Annotated in this window: 13 protein-coding genes; 7 read left to right on the forward strand and 6 right to left on the reverse strand. The window is 66.8% G+C overall.

What is annotated here, in order from left to right; translation table 11 throughout:
* Positions 1-2: 2 nt before the first annotated feature.
* The 6 genes from glgB to CAL19_RS08235 form a co-directional block, all read right to left on the reverse strand.
* Positions 3-2204, reverse strand: coding sequence for a 1,4-alpha-glucan branching protein GlgB (glgB, locus tag CAL19_RS08210; RefSeq protein WP_094796520.1), 2202 nt, complete (start codon positions 2202-2204; stop codon positions 3-5).
* Complete coding sequence (gene treS / locus CAL19_RS08215; RefSeq protein WP_094796521.1) at positions 2201-5536, reverse strand: maltose alpha-D-glucosyltransferase; 3336 nt, start codon at positions 5534-5536, stop codon at positions 2201-2203. The genes glgB and treS overlap by 4 nt, the downstream gene beginning before the upstream one ends.
* A gap of 12 nt (positions 5537-5548) precedes the next feature.
* Positions 5549-8770, reverse strand: a complete 3222-nt coding sequence (locus CAL19_RS08220) for an alpha-1,4-glucan--maltose-1-phosphate maltosyltransferase (RefSeq protein ID WP_249276274.1) — start codon at positions 8768-8770, stop codon at positions 5549-5551.
* Between the two features lie 13 nt (positions 8771-8783).
* Complete coding sequence (gene glgA, locus CAL19_RS08225; protein ID WP_094796523.1) at positions 8784-10349, reverse strand: glycogen synthase GlgA; 1566 nt, start codon at positions 10347-10349, stop codon at positions 8784-8786.
* Positions 10350-10523: 174 nt separating this feature from the next.
* Positions 10524-11561 carry a mechanosensitive ion channel family protein gene (locus CAL19_RS08230; RefSeq protein WP_249276275.1) on the reverse strand — a complete coding sequence of 346 codons (1038 nt, stop codon included), beginning with the start codon at positions 11559-11561 and terminating at the stop codon, positions 10524-10526.
* Positions 11562-11698: 137 nt separating this feature from the next.
* Positions 11699-12622, reverse strand: coding sequence for a sigma-54 interaction domain-containing protein (locus CAL19_RS08235; RefSeq protein ID WP_094796749.1), 924 nt, complete (start codon positions 12620-12622; stop codon positions 11699-11701).
* 309 nt (positions 12623-12931) lie between these two features.
* On the opposite strand from CAL19_RS08235, the gene CAL19_RS08240 reads away from it, so the two are divergent.
* The 7 genes from CAL19_RS08240 (at position 12932) to CAL19_RS08270 (ending at position 20969) form a co-directional block, all read left to right on the forward strand.
* Entirely contained in the window at positions 12932-14302 is a 1371-nt protein-coding gene (locus tag CAL19_RS08240; protein ID WP_038851989.1) for a sigma-54-dependent transcriptional regulator, read from the forward strand.
* Positions 14303-14370: 68 nt separating this feature from the next.
* On the forward strand, positions 14371-16137 hold the full coding sequence (locus CAL19_RS08245) for a thiamine pyrophosphate-requiring protein (RefSeq protein WP_094796525.1): 1767 nt from the start codon (positions 14371-14373) through the stop codon (positions 16135-16137).
* A 42-nt stretch (positions 16138-16179) separates the two neighbouring features.
* Positions 16180-16428 carry a hypothetical protein gene (locus CAL19_RS19595; protein WP_141214369.1) on the forward strand — a complete coding sequence of 83 codons (249 nt, stop codon included), beginning with the start codon at positions 16180-16182 and terminating at the stop codon, positions 16426-16428.
* Positions 16429-16454: 26 nt separating this feature from the next.
* The gene (locus tag CAL19_RS08255) at positions 16455-16904 is read left to right on the forward strand and encodes a hypothetical protein (RefSeq protein WP_432759161.1); all 450 of its coding nucleotides are present in this window, start codon (positions 16455-16457) and stop codon (positions 16902-16904) included.
* A gap of 86 nt (positions 16905-16990) precedes the next feature.
* On the forward strand, positions 16991-17323 hold the full coding sequence (locus CAL19_RS08260) for a DUF883 family protein (protein ID WP_026638511.1): 333 nt from the start codon (positions 16991-16993) through the stop codon (positions 17321-17323).
* 74 nt (positions 17324-17397) lie between these two features.
* Entirely contained in the window at positions 17398-20100 is a 2703-nt protein-coding gene (locus CAL19_RS08265) for an ATP-binding cassette domain-containing protein (protein WP_094796527.1), read from the forward strand.
* Between the two features lie 140 nt (positions 20101-20240).
* A complete protein-coding gene (locus CAL19_RS08270; RefSeq protein WP_094796528.1) occupies positions 20241-20969 on the forward strand; it encodes a BON domain-containing protein in 729 nt (242 codons plus the stop codon).
* Positions 20970-20983: the final 14 nt, after the last annotated feature.

A 20983-nucleotide genomic window follows, 5' to 3' on the forward strand; every position in this document is an offset into this window, starting at 1 on the left:
GATCATCCTTCATGTCTGAGCAGCAGTGTCGACAGCGGCGGCAGGGTCAGCGTGATGGACTGCTCCTGGCCGTGCGCGGGCGCTTCCTGCGTATCGACCAGCACCGGGCCGTCCAGGCCGGTGCCGCCATAGGCCGCGTCGTCGGTATTCAGGCGCGCGCGCCAGCGGCCGGGCCTGGGTACGCCGATGCGGTATTCGTGCCTGGCCACCGGCGTGAAGTTGCACACGGCCAGTACGTGATGCTGGCCGTCCGTGCGCACAAAAGCCAATACGCTATTGGTTTCGTCATCGCCCACCATCCAGGCAAAGCCCGCGGGGTCGGCATCGCGCTTGTGCAGTTCGGGCAATTCGCTGTACAGCCGGTTCAGGTCCGCCACCAGCCGCTGTATGCCGCGGCGCGCGGGGTCATCGAGCAGGCCCCAGTCGATGGGCGCATCATGGTTCCATTCCGCTTCCTGGGCGATCTCGCCGCCCATGAACAGCAGTTTTTTGCCGGGGTGCGCCCACATATAGCCGTAATACATGCGCAGGTTGGCCAACCTGTCGGCGTGCCCGCCCGGCATCTTGCCCAGCAGCGAGCCCTTGCCGTGCACCACTTCATCGTGCGACAGGGGCAGGATGTAGCGCTCGGAATAGGCATACATCATGCCGAACGTGACGTCGTGGTGGTGAAAGCGCCGGTGCACGGGGTCATGGCGCATATACCGCAGGGTGTCGTGCATCCAGCCCATGTTCCATTTGTAGTCGAACCCCAGGCCGCCATCGGCCACGGGCGCGGTGACGCCGGGCCAGGCCGTGGATTCTTCGGCAATGGTGATGGCGCCCGGGCATTCGCAAGCCACCACCGTGTTCAGCTCGCGCAGAAAGTCCACCGACTCCAGGTTTTCCCGGCCGCCATAGCGGTTGGGAATCCACTCGCCGGGCCCGCGGCTGTAGTCGCGATACAGCATGGACGCCACCGCGTCGACGCGCAGTCCGTCGATATGGAACTCGCGCAGCCAGTGCAGCGCGCTTGCGATCATGAAAGCCTTTACTTCGTTGCGCCCAAGGTTGTAGACCATCGTGTTCCAATCGGGATGGAATCCTTCCCGGGGGTCGGCGTACTCATATAGCGCGGTGCCGTCGAAGTGCGCCAATCCGTGCAGGTCATTGGGAAAGTGCGCGGGCACCCAGTCCAGGATCACGCCCAGCCCCGCGGCGTGGCACTGGTCGACAAAACGTGCGAAATCGGCGGGCGTGCCATAGCGCGCGCTGGGCGCGAACATGCCCAGCGGCTGGTATCCCCACGAGCCGCCGAACGGATGCTCCATAACCGGCATCAGCTCGATATGGGTAAAGCCCAGCGCACGCGCATAGGCGGGCAACCGGTCGGCCAGGCGGTCCCATAGCGGCCCGGGCCCGGTGTCTGCCAGCCACGAACCCACATGCAGTTCGTAGACCGACAGGGGCGCGTCCGGCCGCTGCCGGGCTGCGCGGCTGTCCATCCATGCGGAATCGTTCCAGTGGTAGCCCGTCTCGTCCGGTACCAGCGATGCCGTGGCCGGCGGCGCCTCGGCCTGGCGCGCCATGGGATCGGCCCGCAGCGTGGTGACGCCGTCGGCGCCCCAGATCTGGAACTTGTAGCGGCTTTGCGGCGCCACGGCCGGCACAAAGATCTCCCAGACGCCGGCGGTATGACGCAGCCGCATTCCGTGGCGCAGCCCGTTCCAGCCGTTGAAGTCGCCGACCAGCGCGACTCGCCGGGCGTTGGGCGCCCATACGGCGAAACGTACCCCGCGCACGCCGTCGACTTCGCAGTGCCTGGGGCCCAGGCACTGGCCTGCGTACAGCCATGAGCCCTGGGCGAGCATGCCCAGATGCTCGTCGTCCAGCAATGGGCCGAACGCGTAGGGATCTTCCAGTTCTTCGACGCCGCCCGGCCATTGCACGCGCAGCTTGTAGTGCGGTCGCACGCCGTTTCTGCAATGCCGCGTGATATCTGCGATGTAAAGCCCGTCGCCGGCGGCGGGCAAGGCCAATGCGGAGCCGTCGTCGAATACCGCCTCCACGCTCAGCGAGCCGGGCAGCAAGGCCCGCAGCACCGTCCGGCCATCAATGTCGTGCGGTCCCAGGACGCCGAACGCATCCGGATATTCGCCTGCCAGCAAGGCTTCCTGTACGCTGGGAGCCAGGCGGGGTAGGGCGGTCTGCGCCGTCTCGATCATGAACGATGCTCCTCGTTGTCGATGGCGTGGGCCATCAGTTCGGCCCGGGCCAGCTCGGCCAGGCTGCATAAAGGGATGGCGACCCAGTCGGGCCGGTAGCGCGCCTCGTAGAACACTTCGTAGGCGGCCTTTTCTATCAGCGTCGCCTGCAGCAGCGCGTGCTCGCGGTCGGCGGGCAATTGCAGCGCGGGCGCACACGCCGCGCGGTAGCTCTGCAGGAACGCCTGCGCGGCTCGAGAACGGAACCTGGCCAGCAGCTGGCCACGGCGATCCTGTTCGGCCTCGCCGGGCGCGCCCGCGCCGCCGTCGCCGGCCACGGTTCCGGGCAACTCCGCGCGGCTGGCCGTCGCCGCGGCATAGTCAAAGGATCTCAACATGCCCGCCACGTCTTTCAAGGGGCAGGTCCGGGCGCGGCGTTCGGACAGCGCGCGTGCCGGCTCGCCTTCGAAGTCGATCAGATAGGCGTCGGTCTGTGCCAGGAGCACTTGCCCCAGGTGAAAATCACCGTGGATGCGCAGCTGCGGCGCGCCGATCTGGGCCTGCGCCAAGGCGGCCAGATGACCGGCGAGCCGGTCGCGATGCTCGCGCAGCCAGATGACGCAAGCATGTGTGGTGGGATCCAGTTGCGATTCGATCTGCCCCAGCAGCTCGAGCGCCTGATCCAGCATGGCTGCGATAGCCTGCGCATGCAAGGCGGCGTCCTCGGCAGTGGCCGGGCGCGGGTCGAAGGCCGGATCGTCGACGGGTTCCGCCAGTACATTGTGCAGTTCGGCAAGGCGCCGCCCTATTGTTCCGGCGACGGTGCTGTAGCCGGCCAGCATCTCGTCGAATTCGTCGACGCTGGCGTTGCGCGGCAGCGCATCGTCGAGCGCGCGTTTGAGATAGTCGTTCGTCCAGGTCCATGCGTCGCCTTCGTGCACCAGGTAGGCATGCATTACCGCAAGGGTGCGCATGGTTCCGTCGGCATCGCGCCGAGCGACTTCTCCGAGCAGGGCGGGCGTGTTGGCATAGCCCGCCTGCGTCAACCGCCGCGACATCTCGACCTCGGGCGAGATACCGGGTTCGATGCGGCGCACGATCTTGAGCACGGCGTGGTCGCCGACGGTGATCGATGTGTTGCTCTGTTCGCCTCCGTGCCAGCGCAGCGGCACGTCGGGGGGCAGGTCCAGGCTGCGCAGGCCGGGCTCGGGCAGGAAACACAGCTCCGCCTCGCCGGTGTCTGGTGCGGATCGCTCCGCGCCAGCCCGTAGCCCGGCCAGCAGCGCGCGCACGTATCCCTCCTGGCGCGAGGCGTCCGCCAGCGTACCCAGGTCCGCCCCGCGCCTTGTGCGCGCCAGAACGTAATCGTGGGGGTCCGCCGCACGCCAGCTGAGCGAAAGCGGCACATGCAGGCGCGGGCGCTCGGAGCCCGTGCCGGTCTCCACCTCGCATATCAGGTATTCGGCGTCGCCGCCGTCCAGGTGGGCGATGGCCACGAGTTTCGCGGTGCCGGCGCGGTGTTCCGACGGAAACCAGCGCTGTCGGGCCAGGTAGGCGGGCAGCACGTCGTGCTCTAGGGCGCGACGCGACGAGTCCGTCAGCGCAAAGCTGCTGCGGCCCCGCAGCACCAGCGTGTGCAGGTCCGACATCTGTTCGGGCTGCTGCGCATGCCACGCCGGCGGCGCATGCTCGGCGCTCAGGTCGAACCAATAAAAGCCATAGGGCGGCAGGGTCAGGAGATACGGCAGGGTGCCGATATCGGGGAAGGGGCTGTCGCCCAACATTTCCACCGGCACTTTGCCCGCGAACTCCGCAAGATCGAGTTCGACCGGCTGGGCGGCGTTGGACAGGTTGGCCACGCACAGGATGGTGCAGTCGGCGTCCTGGCGCAGATAGGCCAGGATCTTGCGATTGCCGGGGTACAGAAAGCGCAGCGTGCCGCGGCCGAACACGCGCGACTGGCGGCGCTTGGCCACCATGCGCCGGGTCCAGTTCAGCAGCGAATGCGGGTCCCGCTGCTGTGCCTCGACGTTGACGGCTTCGTACCCGTACAGCGGCCCCATCAGCACCGGCAGCGGCAGGCGCTCGGGGTCTGCGCGCGAGAACCCGCCATTGCGATCGGGCGACCACTGCATGGGGGTGCGCACCCCGTCCCGGTCCCCCAGGTGGATGTTGTCGCCCATGCCGAGTTCATCGCCGTAATACAGCACCGGCGTACCCGGCATCGACAGCAACAGGCTGTTCATCAGTTCGATGCGCCGGCGATCGCGCTCCAGCAGCGGCGCAAGGCGCCGGCGGATGCCCAGGTTGATGCGGGCGCGCTGGTCCGCCGCGTACACGTTCCACAGGTAATCGCGCTCTTCGCTGGTTACCATTTCCAGCGTCAGCTCGTCGTGGTTGCGCAGAAAGATCGCCCACTGGCAGGTCTCGGGAATCTCCGGTGTCTGGCGGATGATGTCGGTGATTGGAAAGCGGTCCTCCTGGGCGATGGCCATGTACATGCGCGGCATCAGCGGAAAATGGAACGACATGTGGCATTCGTCGCCGTTGCCGAAATATTCCTGCGCATCTTCGGGCCACTGGTTGGCCTCGGCGAGCAGCATGCGGCCCGGATACTCCGCATCGATCACGGCGCGTATGCGGCGCAATATCGCGTGCGTCTCGGGCAGGTTTTCATTGTTCGTTCCCTCCCGTTCCACCAGGTAGGGCACCGCGTCCAGCCGTAGCCCGTCCACGCCCATGTCCAGCCAATAGCGCAGCACGGCCAGTATCTCTTTCAAGACTTGCGGGTTGTCGTAGTTCAGGTCCGGCTGGTGCGAATAAAAGCGGTGCCAGTAATAGGCGCCCGCCACGGGATCGCGCGTCCAGTTCGATTTTTCGGTGTCGCAGAAAATGATGCGCGTGCCGGCGTAGGCCTGGTCGTCGTCGGACCATACGTAATAGTTGCGCGCGGCGCTGCCGGGACGGGCACGGCGGGCGCGCTGGAACCACGGGTGCTGGTCGGACGTATGGTTCACGACCAGTTCGGTGATCACCCGCAGTCCGCGGGCATGTGCCGCGCGGATGAACCGGCGTGCATCCGCGATGGTGCCGTAGTCCGGATGTACGCCCCGGTAGTCGGCGATGTCGTAGCCATCGTCGCGGCGCGGCGAAGGATAGAAGGGCAGGAGCCAGATAGTGTCCACGCCCAGGCTGGCAATGTAATCCAGCTTGGAGATCAGGCCTTCGAAGTCGCCTATGCCGTCGTTGTTTGCGTCGAAGAACGAACGGATGTGCAGCTGGTAGATGACCGCGTCCTTGTACCAGAGCGGGTTGTTGCCGGGCGAGGGCAGTGCGGTAGTTGCGGTTGGCATAATGACTCGTTATCAATCGGCAATCGACAGCCGCCACAACCGGTAGGGCTGCTCTGGCGTCAACGTGAAGTCCCGCCATTTGCCCCGCCAGGACTCCTGGTGGTCGTGCAGCAGGTCGTAGGCATGCAACAGGCCGTCGTCGGCCAGGCCGAACAGCCAGAAAGGCGCTTCCATCTGCAGGCCCTGGGGCCGGTGCGGGTCCAGGCTGATGGCGGCCAGCACCACATCGCTGCGGCACGGGGTGGCCTTGAAGAAACACAGCACCTGGTCATTGCCCGTGTCGATGGCTGTGAATCCGCGGTGGGTCTGCAGCGCGGGGCTGCCGCGGCGCACCGCGTTCAGCTTGGCGATGTGCGCGATGATGTTGCCCGGCGCGTGCCAGTCGCGCTGCCGCAATTGGTACTTTTCCGAGTCCAGGTATTCCTCTTTGCCAGGCACCGGCTGGTACTCGCACAGTTCGAACCCGCTGTATACGCCCCATAGTCCGGATGTCGTCGCCGCCAGCGCGGCCCTGATCAAGAACCCCGCCCGGCCGGATGTCTGCAGAAAATACGGGTTGATGTCCGGCGTGTTCACGAAGAAATGCGGACGGAAAAAATCGGCCACCGGCGGACGCGATACCTCGCGAAGGTAATCGGCCAGCTCGACGCGCGTATTGCGCCACGTGAAGTACGTATACGACTGCGTGAAGCCGAGCTTGGCCAGCCGGTACATCATCTTGGGACGCGTAAACGCCTCGGACAGGAAAATCACGTCCGGATAGCGCCCCTGAACTTCGGCGATCAGCCACTCCCAGAACGGCAACGGCTTGGTATGCGGGTTGTCGACGCGGAAGATGCGCACGCCGTGGCTCACCCAGAAGAGCACGATATCGCGCAGGGCGCCCCACAGCGCCGACTTGCGCGCGCGCCGGCCGCTGCCGCCGTAGAACGATACGTTGACAATGTCTTCGTACTTCTTGGGCGGGTTTTCGGCATAGCGTATGGTCCCGTCGGCGCGCCGCTCGAACCATTCCGGATGCCGCGCCAGCCAAGGGTGGTCCGGAGAGCACTGGATGGCGAAATCCAGGGCGATTTCCAGGCCGTGCCGGCGCGCATGTTCCACCAGGCGCAAGAAGTCGGCCAGTGTCCCGAGTTCCGGATGGATGGCGTCGTGGCCGCCTTCGGCGGCACCAATCGCATAGGGGCTGCCCACGTCGCCTGGCTCGCTGTGCAGGCTGTTGTTCGGGCCCTTGCGGTGCGTACGTCCGATGGGGTGTATGGGCGGAAAGTACAGCACGTCAAAGCCCATGTCGCGTATGTGCGGCAGCCGCGCCACGACATCGTCGAAGGTGCCGTGTCGCCCCAGCTCGGCGGCCTGCGAGCGGGGGAACAATTCGTACCAGCTTGCATAGGTGGCGGCGCGCCTGTCCACCCACAGCGGCCACGGAGCCGGGCTCAGATAATGGAAGGGCCTGTCGGACCAGCGTTCCATGGCCTGCGACAGCGGTTGGGCGAACAGGGCAGCGGCGGCGCCGTCGTTGCCTTCTTCGAGCGCGCGCAGGGCGTGCGCCAGCGGGGCAAGTGAGGCTTCATTGGCGGACTGTGCCCGCCCGCGTGCCAGGGCATCGCGCAACAGCGCGGCGCCGTCGAGCAGGTCGGCCCCGAGGTCCTGCCCGGCGTCTCGCTTTTTCACGAGGTCGGCGCGGAAAGTCTTCCAGGTGTCGCGCCACGCGCTGATGACAAACTCATGCCGCCCTATGCGTTGCGGGCGTATGGCGGCCTCCCAACGGTCGTTGGACAGCTCGCGCATGGGGGCTTCGTTCCAGTCGGGCTCGTCGACGGCGCGCCAGAGCACCTGCGCGCTCAGCTTCTCGTGGCCGTCGGTAAAGATATCCGCCTGTACGAGTACGGTGTCTTGCGCCACGCATTTGGCCGGATACAGGCCGCCATCCACCGCGGGAGCGACGTTCTCCACCACGATGCGGGTGCCGCGCTGCCCGCGCGCGCCAGGTCGGCGCCCGGTATCCGGAACCTGCACCGGCGCGCCGGGACGGACGGTGAAGGCAGCCGCGCCGCCCGGCGGCAGTTCATCCCCGTGCAGGCGCAGTTCGGCAGGAATGCCGTCGTGCCGCAGCGCGCCTGCCGGCAGCATGGGGCCGATATGCTGCCAATCTACGCGCGCGGCCACACGGTCGGATGGATTCACAAGCAGGACACGGGCGCCGGGCAATGGGTCGCCGGCCCACGCGTCGTGATGCACGAGCACGGTGCAATGGTTGCCAACGCCGGGCGCCACGCGCAACGCGCCCGCGGCGGGCAACGCGCCCAGCCACTCGTTGACCTGCCGGTACAGCGGCGCGTGCGTCTCGATCCCACCCGCCACCAGTATGCCGTCGCCGCTGACCGCCGCCGACCAGACCCCGCGCGCAACCTGCACTGGCGGTGCGGCCTCGGGCAGCGGGGCGGCCATGGCGATGACCGGCGCCACGGCGCGCAGGCGCTCATGCTCGTCGGCCAGCCAGGCCGACCGGCGATCCCACCAGGGCAGCGACGAGAACACGGCATCGAACCCGGCGCTGCGCAGGCTTTTCAGTTGGCCCGGATCCATGCCGGGCGTCCAGGCCAGGAAGCTGCTGTCGGGATACGCGGCGCGCAACGGGCCGAGCAGCGTGTGCCAGTCTTCGGACCCGATGCGGTGGGGCGCGTCGATACGAAAGCCCGCCAGGCCTGCGTCCAGCCACAACGCCAAGCGTTGACGCCAGTCGTCCAGGAGCTCGGCGGGCAGCGGGCCGGGGCGCAGGCGGCGGATGCCGCGCAGTTCGGGTTCGCTGCGGGGATCGCGCGCGGGATCATCAGCCGGGCTCTCGTACCAATCGGGATGCTGGCGGCACGAAGGGGACTCTGCCGAAGTCCGGTCCATGACCAGATCCATGTACAACTGCAGGTCGTGGCGCGCCGCCTCGCCGGCAAGGCGCGCCAGCAGAGCGGGCATGGCCGTTTCCGACCCCATGGCCGGATGCGGACGGTCCGGGTCGCGGGGCGCCGGCCATGCGGCGGTTGCCACGGCGCGCTCCCATAGCGGCTCGACCACCACGCCGTTGAATCCCGCATCGCGCACGTGTGCGCAAAGGGCGCCCCATGCGGCGACGCCGGCTTGGGCCTGCGGCCCCTGCGCAAGATACAGGCGCAAGGGCTCGCGCACGCCGGCGGGCTCGGCGGACGTAAAGATCGGTGGACGCGTGCTGCTTTCCATGCGCATCTCGGCGTCAGTACGCTGCCGGCACGGCGATGCCGTCCAGCGAACGGCCCGCATAAGCCGGCACGGGCGTGGGGCGCAGGGCCGGAGCCGGAACCTGGCCGCGCGGCACCTTGCCTGCCAGGCTCTCGAACAGCGCTACGTAGGGTTCGACGGCAGAGTTCCAGCTGAAGTCGCACGCCATGCCGTTGCGCTGCATGCTTTGCCACACGGCAGGTTGCGCATACAGGCGCAGCGCCCGGTCGATGGCCGCGCCCATGTCGTCCGCGCCGTCGCCATCGAAGAGGATGCCGGTCGCGGCCAGCATGGCCTGGTCGGCCCCGGGCGCGCCGGGGTCGACGATGGTGTCGGCCATGCCGCCCACGCGGGACCCTATCGGCACGGTGCCGTACCGCATCGCGTACAGCGGCGTCAGGCCGAACGGTTCAAACCGGCTGCCGTGCAGCAGCATGTCGGCGCCGGCGTGCAGGCGGTGGGCGGTAGCTTCGTCATAGCCGATGCGCACCGTGCAACGCCCGGGATACCGGGCGGCGATTTCCGTCAGTGCGTGTTCGTAGCGAGCTTCGCCACGGCCTATGACCGCGACCTGCAAGCCGGCATGGCGCTGCAAGGCTTGCGGAAGGGCCTGGATGGCCACGTCCGCCATTTTCTGTTCGGTCAGGCGGCTGCCCATCGCAAGCAGCGGGCTGGACACGTCCACCGCCAGGCCAAAAGCCTTCTGCAGCGCCGCCTTGGCCCGGGCTTTCTTGGCCGGATTGCGGGCGCTGTAGCAATGCCTGCCCAGGTAGGGATCTGTGGCAGGGTTCCAGAGGCGGTCGTCGATGCCGTTCGGAGTGGCCAGAAGGTCGGACTCGCGGGCGCGCAGCAGCGGGTCCAGCCCGCAGCCGAACTTCGGCGTAAGTATCTCGCGCGCATAGTTGCGGCTGACCGTCGTGATGCGGTCGGCGTAGCGCAGGCCGGCTTTCAGGAAGCTGAGCTGGTCGTAGAAGCGCGCCCCGTCGTCGGTGCAATAAGCTTGCGGAATTCCCAGCTCGCGGGCGCAGGCCAGCGGGAAAACGCCCTGGAACGCCAGGTTGTGCACCGTGATGACCGTTTTCACGTAACGCAGGCCGGCGGCGCGCACCAGCAGCGGAACCAGGCCTGCATGCCAGTCCTGGGCATGCAGGATATCGGGCGACCGGGCGCCGGGCAGTCCGCCGGCCAGCCTTACCGCAGCGTGTGACAGCGCGGCGAACCGCAGGGCATTGTCGGCATAGGGCTGGCCTTCCTCGTCCAGGTACAGGCCCGGCCGGTCGTACAGGGCATCGTTGCACAACAGGTACAGGGGCAGCCCGGTTTCGGGGCATAGCGCGGCCACCAACGTGGCTTCGCCGCCGGGCATGCCCGCAAGGTGGGCGATATGGCGCACGCCCGCCACCCGTTCGAGCACACCACGGTACGCGGGCAGCAGCACGCTGACATCGGTGCCCGCTCGGCTCAACGCGCGCGCCAATCCGGTTACCGCGTCGCCCAATCCGCCGCTCTTGGCCAAAGGGTAGGCTTCGGATGTCACCATCAAGCTTCTTATTCGCGCCATGACTGCTCCCATGCGAGTGTCATTCTGTTCAAGGAAAACCGGGCCCCATCCGGGCCCGGCGCCCTTTACGCAAACAGCGTGCCCGATGTTGCCGCCGGTGCTGCGATGCAGCGCGCGCCTTGTCGCCGGGGTCCAAGCGAGGGTCGGCGCGCTGGCCGCAGCGGTCGCTTTGGATCAGGGCTGGCTCGGCACGGCAAGCGGCTCAGGCGCCGGCTGTGCCGCAAGATCGCGCGATACCCGCACGCGGCGTTCGGGCACCGCGATGGCGATGTCGGCGTCGCGCAGTTCGCGCAGCAGGCCCAGATTGATCTGCTGCTGGATATCCATATAACGGTTGTAATCGGCGCTCATGACGTAGTACACGGCCTCGAACACCAGCCCGCTTTCCCCGAAACTTGCGAAATGCGCGCGGTCGAAGCGCGTGTCGGACGACGCCTCGATCTGGCGGCGCACAATGTCGGGGACGGCGGCCGCGTCCTCGGGGGAAGTGCGGTACGACAAGGTAAACCCGAACACAATGCGCCGTTGTTGCATGCGCTTGTAATTTTGGATGGTCTGCTTGAGCAGCTCGGTGTTCGAGCACACGATCTGTTCGCCGCCCAGGCTGCGGATGCGTGTGGTCTTCAAGCCAATGTGCTCGATGCTGCCCGCGACCGAGCCGAACACAATGAAGTCGCCCACTTCGAACGGCTTGTCCAGCCCGATGGAAATCGAGGCGAACAGGTCGCTCAGTATGGTCTGCACGGCCAGCGCGACGGCCACGCCGCCGATGCCAAGGCTGGCCACCAGCGCCGTGATGTTCACGCCAAGGTTGTCCAGCATGGCCAGCACGACTATGGTCCAGAGCACAATGCGCAGCAGCAGTGCCATCAGCATGGCGGTGACGGCCCGCCCCCCTACGCGGCCTACCAGCGTGCGCACCAGGCCGGCGCCAATGGCGCGATCTATCCACAAGGCGATCTGCAGAACCGCCAGCACGAACCACAGGTGCGACGCCGCCACCGACCAGGCCGCAATCACGCCGCTGACGCGCGCCGCGAGCAGAATGGCGATCAGGAACAGAATGAGCCAGCTGGTGCGCCCGAGTATTTCCAGCGCAAGAGAAATTCCGGGGCGCGGCCCCGCTTCCAGGCGCCGTTGCAGGCGGGTGCGCACCAGGCTCAGCGCCGCGCGCATGGCAAGCAGAAAAACCCCCGCCAGAACGGCCGTCAAGGCCCAGGCCCAGAGCGGGCTGCCGAGCAGACTGTATTGGACAAGATCGTTTAAGAACACACGCTTTCTCCGCCAGGCAAAACAGGCGGCCAGCAAGCAAGCGGTGTTCCTGTCGCCGGGGCCGGCGGCGCGGGCCCTTAGCCGGGCTTGCCGGTCGAAGCGCTGTCGGCGTAGGCGCCCAGGCGGTTGTACAGCGTCTTCAGGCTGATGCCGAGCGTATCGGCGGCGCGCTGTTTGTCGCCGTCATGGTGTGCCAGCGTTGCCAGGATGAGGTCGCGCTGGGCCTCGTCAAGCGATGTGCCGACCGGGAAGCTGAGCTTGCCGTCGCGCGCGTCCTGGCCCGCATTGCGCGGGGCCCGGCGATGAAAGTCCGCTTCGACCACGTGGTCCGACATGATGAATGCCCGTTGCACCACATTGCGCAATTCCCGCACATTGCCGGGCCAGTCATAACTGGAAAGCGAATCCAGCATGCGCGGCGAGAAGCGCTTGCGGGTCTGGTGCGTGCGGTTCAGGGCATCCAGGAACCGTTGCGCCAGCACGCGCACGTCGCCTTCGCGCTCGCGCAAGGGCGGTACGCGCAGTGGCACCACCAGCAGACGGTGCAGGAAGTCCTGGCGCAACTCGCCGCGTTCTACCGCCGCCATGGGGTCGCGGTTGCTGGCGCAGACAATGCGCACGTCCGTATGCAGCAGCTCGGTGCCGCCTACGCGCTGGTACGTGCAGGTCTCGAGCACGCGCAGAAACTGCACCTGCAGCGCGTCAGACATTTCGGTGACTTCATCCAGGAAAAGCGTGCCGCCGCTGGCCGATTCGAAATAACCGGCGGACTGGGCCAGCGCGCCAGTAAAGCTGCCTTTCTCGTGGCCAAACAACTGCGCATGCACCAGCGAACTGCTGATCGCGCCGCAATTGACGGCGACAAAGGGTTGGGCGGCGCGATCGCTGCCTTCATGGATGGCGCGCGCCACGACTTCCTTGCCGGTGCCGCTTTCGCCAATGATGAAAACAGTGGCGTCGCTGCGCGCGGCACGTTGTACCTGCGTGCCGAATTCGCGCATTTGGGCGCACATGCCGTCGAACATGTCGTTGAACAAGTGCGCCGAGCCCGCCGGCGTACGTGACGGCGCGGACGAGAGTGCCTGCATAAACCTGTTTCCCCGCGCAATTATCGGGCCCGAGGGGCCGCCGTGATCCATTCCGGATGATACGGTAGCGCCTATGGTCAAATTTGCAACCATGTGCAAACATTGGCAATCGTTGGTGGAACCGGGGGCCTGACGTGCGCCCAAAGCCGCCGCCGCGCGGTATGCTCACCAAGCATGGATGACCGGCCGCAGGGGTCGGCGCTACACCTCTACGGAGCAACAATGCCACATTTGCTTGTGCTGGACGACGATGAGGCAGTCCGCGAAGTGCTGGCCGAAATTGGCCGCGAACACGGTTTTACGGTGGCGCAGGCCGCCACAATGAAAGACGCGGTAATCCAGCTGCAGCGTCAATCTCCCGACCTGGTGCTTACCGATGTGCGGCTGCCGGGGGCCAGCGGCATGGACATCTTCAGCCGCATGCCCAATTCCGATGCCGAGATCGTGGTGATCACAGGGCACGGCAGTATGGATAACGCCGTCGAGGCGTTGCGGCTGGGGGCCACGGACTACCTGGTCAAGCCGGTATGCATGGACCGCCTTTCCGAAATCATGACGCGCGTCGCGGCCAACTGCGGCTCCGCGCCCGACACCGGGCCTTTCCAGGAACCCGGCCGTTTCGGCAAGCTGCTCGGTCAGTCCGAGTGCATGGAAAAGCTGTACACGCAGTTGTCGCGCGTGGCCGCCACCGACGTTACGACCCTGCTCATAGGCGAAAGCGGCACGGGCAAGGAACTGGCCGCGCACGCCATCCACGAACTCAGCAGCCGCCGCAACAAACCGTTCATTGCCGTCAATTGCGGCGCCATTTCGCCGCACCTGATCGAAAGCGAGTTGTTCGGCCACGAGCGCGGCAGCTTTACCGGCGCCGACCGGCAGCACAAGGGGTACTTCGAACGCGCCGACTCGGGCACCTTGTTCCTGGACGAGGTCACCGAAATGCCGCTTGACCTGCAGGTCAAGCTGTTGCGGGTGCTGGAAACCGGCCGGTTCATGCGGGTGGGTACCCACCGCGAAATCGCATGCGACATCCGCGTGGTGGCGGCCACCAACCGCAACCCCGAACAGGCCATACAAGACGGCAAGCTGCGCGAAGACCTGTATTACCGTCTGAGCGTCTTTCCCGTCGAACTGCCGCCGCTGCGCGAGCGCGGCACCGACATTCTGTTCCTGGCCGACCGCTTTCTGGCGGCCCTGAACGAGAAATACGGCGAAGACAAGCAGTTTTCCGAGCAGGCGCGCCAGGCCATTTTCGAATACGCGTGGCCGGGCAATGTGCGCGAGCTCAAGAACTTCGTGCGCAGGGCCTACATCCTGGCCGAAGAGGGCGTATTGTCGGCCGACGCCCTGCAGCCGCAGATTTCCCCCGACGGCGGCAGTCAGGCCGCGCGCGTCACGGTGCCGCTGGGCATCACGTTGGCCGAGGCCGACCGCAGGCTGATCCTCGCCACGCTGGAACGTTGCGGCGGCGTCAAGAAACAAACTGCCGCGGTATTGGGCATCAGCGCCAAGACGCTATACAACCGCCTTGAAGAATATGCCCGCGCCGGGCATATCGTACTCACCGACGACAAGCCGCCGCCCGGCCCCTGACGAGGCCGGCGCTACAGGCATGGCGCTTGCTGTGACTGCTCTCGATAGACATCTGTCCGGGAGCAGTCATGCAGGGTACCGTATCCGATTTCATACTCACGCGGCTGGCGCAATGGGGCATCCGTCGCGTGTACGGATATCCGGGCGACGGCATCAATGGCCTGATCGGCGCGTTTGGCCGCACCGACGAACTGGAGTTCATCCAGGCGCGCCACGAAGAAACGGCGGCTTTCATGGCGTGCGCCCATGCCAAGTTCACCGGCCAGGTGGGCGTATGCATGGCCACGTCCGGGCCCGGTGCGATCCATCTGCTGAACGGGCTGTATGACGCGAAGCTCGACCATCAGCCGGTCGTGGCCATCGTGGGCCAGCAGGCCCGCAGTGCACTGGGCGGCGATTATCAGCAGGAAGTAGACCTCGCGAGCCTGTTCAAGGACGTCGCGCACGATTTCGTACAGGTGGCCGCGAGCCCTGTGCAGGCGCGCCATCTGGTGGACCGCGCCATCCGCATCGCGCTGGAGCGCCGCGCTGTGACCTGCCTGATCGTGCCAAACGATGTGCAGGATCTGCCGGCCGTGCCCGCGCCGCCTCGCGAGCATGGCACGGTCCACAGCGGCATCGGCGTCACATCGCACGCGGGCGCCCCGGCGCAAACCGCGTTGCAGAACGCGGCCGACATCCTGAACAAGGGCGAGCGCGTGGCCATCCTGGCAGGCGCGGGTGCGGCGGCGGCGGGCGATGAATTGCTGCAGGTGGCCGATCTGCTGGGCGCGGGCATCGCAAAAGCCTTGCTGGGCAAGACGGTGCTGCCCGATGATGCGGCCGGCGTGACCGGTTCCATCGGCATGCTGGGCACCCAGCCCAGCTGGCGGATGATGAATGAGTGCGACACGCTGCTGATGGTGGGCACTGCGTTTCCTTACAGCGAGTTCCTGCCGGCCGAGGGCCAGGCGCGCGCCGTTCAGATCGATCGCGACGGCCGCATGATCAGCCTGCGATATCCCGTGGAACAGGGCCTGGTGGGCGACAGCAAGGCGACACTGCAGGCGCTGCTGCCCTTGCTGCGCCGCAAGGAATCGCGCCACTGGCGGGAAAAAATAGAGAAGGACGTGGCGCGATGGTGGCAGACCGTCGAGACCCGCGCCATGCTGGCTGCCCGGCCCATGAATCCGCAGCGGCCGTTCTGGGAGCTGTCGTCGCGCCTGCCCGACCGCAGCATCATCACCTGCGATTCCGGGTCTGCCGCCGTGTGGTACGCGCAGCACTTGCGCGTGCGCAAAGGCATGGACGCATCGCTGTCCGGCGGGCTGGCCAGTATGGGCAGCGCCGTGCCGTATGCGGTCGCCGCCAAGCTCGCGCATCCCGACCGGCCCGTCTTTGCCCTGGCGGGCGACGGCGCCATGCAGATGAACGGGCTGAACGAGCTGATCACCATCGCCCATCGCTGGAAGGACTGGGCCGATCCCACCCTGATTGTCATGGTGCTCAACAACGGCGACCTGAATATGGTGACCTGGGAGCAGCGCATGGCCGGCGATCCGCGCTTCAAAGACTCGCAGTGCCTGCCGGCTTTTCCGTACGCCGAGTTTGCGCGTCTGCTGGGCCTGGAAGGCATCCGCGTGGACGACCCCGATGAAGCGGGCCCTGCCTGGGACCGCGCGCTGGCCGCGCGGCGGCCGGTGCTGCTGGAGATGGTTACCGACCCCGAAGTGCCGCCCATCCCGCCCCATGTGCCGATCAAGCAGGTTCAAAGCTATTTGAAGGCGCTGCGCCAGGAAGACGCTTCGGGCGGCGCCGCGTTGCGCGCCACCATCAAGCAATGGTGGGCCGGCTGAGCCGGCCGGCCTTTTTTACCGCACTCACTCGAGGAGCAGACGATGATCTACACCCCACACCCCATGCCGGCGGCAGACCTGCGCATGCATACGCCGATGCCCACCGACCCTGTGCAGGATCCGCCAAGAAATCCGGACGAAGTGCCGCCGCCGCCCGACCGCAGGCCCGACCCGCCGGACAGCATTCCCAACCCCATGCCCGGCGTAGACCCGCAACAGACGCCCGGCATCGACCATTACCAGGACGAGGCATTCGAAGCCACCTGGCGACGCGCCACCCGGGAACTCTGATGGCGGGTCGGGCAGAAAGCAGGGCGATGTTTGCCGACCGCGAGGCCGCTGCCCGGGCCGTGGCGATGGCCATGCCCATGATAGAGGCTGCCATGGCCGACCGCCGCGTAGGGGAAAGCGGCTTCCTGCATATTGTGGTGCTGGACCCCGCCGCCGATCGGACCGCCTCGTTCGAGGAAGCCGTACTTTATGAGCACAGCGTGGGCGACCGCGCTGCCTGGGATGCCGATTACGCCGCCTATGCGCGTGCCAAGGCGGCGATATCGTGGCGCACGGGCATGCCCAGCCAGGTGATATGCGAGACGCGCCCACACATGCTGCGTCCGTCGGACGGTACGGTGTGGGGCAGCGCGTGCGTAGACGGCATTGTGGTGGGCGTCAGTGGCGCCAATCCCTGGTATGACGAGGCCTTTGCCGGCGCCGTCGCGCATTTGTTCAAGGCCGTTGTACAGGGGCGGGCCCGTCAGGCCGACTGATTCGGGCCGACGGATGTGGGCGGGCATGCGGCTTGCAGCCCGGGCGGTCGAGCCGGGGCGCCCGGCACATCAACAAGGAGGCGTTTATGAGTATGTTCAATCATCGCGACCACGACTCGAGCCATCGCATCAAGAGCGGGTTGCGCGATATGGTCGCCGGCGTAGAAGACCTGTTGCGGGCTACTGCGTCATACAGCGGCGCCGAAGTCGAGGCGACGCGCGACCGGCTCAAGCGCCAGCTGGAAGTGGCGCGCGAACAGGCCCAGGACTGGGAGCGCTCGGCGGTGGGCCGCTACCGCCAGGTGTCGTCGGCCGCCGACGGTTACGTGCATGACCACGCCTGGAAGACGGCGGGGCTGGCCATCCTGGTAGGCATAGCCATCGGCGCGTGCCTGGCGTCCGACCACTGGCGACGCTGACCGGGTGCGCCGCGTAGCGCCTGCCTGAGGCAGGCGAGGGCGCTCGCGCGCGCCCGCCGTATCCGACTGCCCACATGACAGAAGACCGCAGCGCCGCCCGCGCGCGCCAGGAGGTCAGCCGCAGCATTCTGCAGGCGCTATGGACGCACCGCCGGCGTACCGCGCTGGCGGTGCTGTTGCTGGTGACGGCCAAGCTGCTGATGGTGGCCGTGCCAGCAGTGCTCAAGCGCATCGTCGACGCATTGAGCGAGCCGGGCGTGCTGCTGACGCTGCCGGTTTTCTTGCTGCTGGGCTACGCCCTGTTGCGGTTCGCGGGCAGCCTTTTCACCGAACTGCGCGACCTGGTGTTCGTGCGCGTGACGCAGATGGCCGTGGCGGACTTCCGGGTTCGCATGTTTGAGCATCTGCACCGCCTGGGAGCGCGGTTCCACGGCGGCCGGCAAACCGGGGTACTGTCGCGCGATGTTGAGCGCGGCACAGCGGGAGTGGGCTTTTTGCTGGGCACCGCGCTGTTCACGCTGCTGCCCACGCTGGTAGAGATCGTGTCGGTGCTGGTGATCCTGGTAGCCGGATACAGTTTGTGGTTTGCGGTGATCGTGCTGGTCACTTTCTCTGCCTATGCGGTGGTTACCACCATACTGACCGAAAGGCGCGCGCCGTTTCAGCGCCAGATCAATGAGTTCGACTCGCAGGCCAGCGGGCGCATGGTCGACAGCCTGCTGAACTATGAAGCGGTAAAGCTCTATGCCAATGAACTGCTCGAATCGCGGCGGCTCGCCGACATACTGCGGCGCTGGGTGGACGTGGGCATCGTCAATCAGCGGTCGCTTTCGGCGCTGCACATCTCGCAGAGCGCCATTATCGCGTTCGGCGTGGGGTCGGTCATGCTGCTGGCCGGACAGCAAGTGGTGAACATGCGCATGACAGTGGGCGACCTGGTGCTGGTCAATGCCTACATTATTCAGATTTGCCTGCCGCTGAACACCCTGGGCCTGGTCTTCCGCCAGGCGAAGGAAGCCTTCATCAATGCAGAGCGCGTGGGCGCATTGCTGCAGGTGCAGCCCGAGGTAGCCGACGACCACGGGCTTCCCCCCTTGCAAGTGCGCGAAGGGGCGGTGCAGTTCGACAATGTCAGCTTCGGCTACGAGCCCGGGCGACAGATATTGTGGAACGTGAGTTTCAGCATTCCGCCCGGCGCAACCGTGGCAGTGGTGGGGGGCAGTGGTTCGGGAAAATCGACACTGGCGCGGCTGCTGTTCCGCTTTTACGACCCGGACGAGGGCAGAATCGTCGTCGATGGCCAGGACCTGCGGTACGTCGACCCGCAAAGCCTGCGCCGCGCGGTGGGCATCGTGCCGCAGGATACGCTGCTGTTTGACGAGACGATCGCTTACAACATTGCGTACAGCGACCCCGAGGCCACCCGTGAGGCCATTGTCGAAGCCGCACGCGGCGCGCGTGTCGACGACTTTATTTCCAGCCTGCCGGCCGGCTACGACACCCGCGTGGGCGAGCGCGGCGTCAAGCTGTCGGGCGGAGAGCGCCAGCGCATTGCCATCGCGCGGGCGCTGCTGAAGAACCCCCGCGTCATGGTCTTCGACGAAGCGACTTCCGCGCTGGATACTCGCACCGAACGCGCCATCCAGGCCGAGCTCACACGCATATCGCAGGGGCGCAGCACGCTGGTCATCGCACACCGCTTGTCCACAATCGTGGACGCCGACCTGATTCTCGTGATGGAGCACGGCCATGTGGTGGAACAGGGCACGCACGAGCAGTTGCTCGCGCGCCAGGGGGTCTATGCCCAGATGTGGAACCTGCAGCGCCAGCAGCATGCGCTCGAGGCCGCCGCGACCCGGCTGACGATGCAGCCCGTGAACCTGGTGGCGCTGGTGGCGGGGGTGCTGGACGCGGCACGCCCGCTGTTGGCCGCCAAGGGCGTAAATCTTTATACGCAGATCGCAGCCGAAGCCGCGCGCATTACGGGTGACCCCAGCGCGCTGCAACAGCTGGTCTGGAATCTGTACGCGCACGCCGTGGCGGTGACGCCGCCGGGCGGCCGCATCGAGCTGAGGCTGGGCAGAGACGGCCCGGTGACGCGGCTCAGTATCGCGGATGAACGTCTGGCTCCGGAAGAGGCGGCGGCCCAGGCGGCGGACGAAAACGAGCCCGAGGTGCTGCGCAGCATGGTGGCATTGAACCCGGCCCAGGCGCAGGCCGAAGCGGAACGCCTGGGCGGCAGCCTGCGAGCCGTGGCCCAGCCCGGCGCGGGCATGGTCTATACCCTGGAGTTTCCTCTGCGCGCGGTAGACGAAATGCCCGCAGCGGCGTCCGAACCGGCCGGCATCGATCTGGCCGGCGTCACCATCATGGTGGCCGACGACCAGGAAGATGCCCGCGATCTCGTGGCCGAGGTGCTCGCCGACCGGGGCGCGGCGGTGCGCACGTGCGCCAGCGGCGCGCAGGTGCTGACGGCGCTGTCGCCCTCCGGCGATGACTGGCCCGACCTGCTCGTGTGCGATATCTCGCTTGGGGACATGGAAGGCTATGAGGTCATCGGGCGCATCCGTACGCTCGAAGCCGAGCGGGGCGTGCCGCTGGGCGCCCGCATGCCCGCGCTGGCGCTGTCGGGCCATACCGGAGCGGAATATCGGCTGCGCGCCTTGCTTGCCGGCTTCCAGATCCACGTATCCAAGCCCGTCGACCCGCGCGAGTTGCTGGCCACGATATCTGCGCTGCTGGGACGGCAGCGTGCGAACGGCTCCCTCAGCCCCTGATTTCTTACTGCGGGGTGTAAGTTTTCCCGCCCGCCGGCGTGTGCGGCCGCCATGCGCGGGCGGCACACCGATTGCTTGCCTGTGCATGTCGGGCGGAACGGCTTCTCCGATCCGCCGGCGATTCGAGCAGGAGGCGAGCCATGAAACATTCAAAACGACCGGACCCGCAGTATTACGGCGGGGACGATCGTCGCCCGGACCACGGGCACGATCAGGACGACGCACATCGCTATCGCCGCGAGCATTACACGAGGCAGAGCGGCCGGTGGGGCGCCGAGGAGCCTTCCTATGGCCGCGACTACGCCGATCGGCCCCGGGAGCCGGTGGGCGGCGGGCGGCCCAACCCGCGCGGCGCGCCGTATGAACAGGGCGGCCAGTATCCCGGCACCCGCGAAACCGGCCCCTACGAACGCGTGCGCAGCCGCAGCGCGGATCCGGGCCAGAGCAGCTATGGCGGGTTCCGAGGCGAAGACCCCGGCCTGCAGCGTCAGCAGCTGCGTTATGGCGATGATGAGGACAGGTACGGACACGATAGCGACGCCCGGCGGCAGTGGGCGGACGAGCGCCGCTACGGCTCGCGGGACCCGGCGTTGCAGCGGTCTCAGCGCATTACGCCCAAGGGCTACGTCAGGTCGGACGAGCGCGTGCGCGAAGACGTCTGCGAGCGCCTCAGTCACAGCGGCCTGGATGTCAGCGATGTATCCGTGCAGGTCAGCGATGGCGTAGTCACGCTGGAGGGCAGCGTGCCGTCGCGCCATACCAAGCATGCCGTCGAAGACTGCGTGGACGACTGCCTGGGCGTCAACGACATCCAGAACCATATACGCGTGGGAGGCACCAGCCATCCCAACGACACCCGCATGCAATAACGGCGGCCGCTGCC

The sequence above is a fragment of the Bordetella genomosp. 7 genome, assembly GCF_002261265.1.
Taxonomy (GTDB): domain Bacteria; phylum Pseudomonadota; class Gammaproteobacteria; order Burkholderiales; family Burkholderiaceae_B; genus Bordetella_A.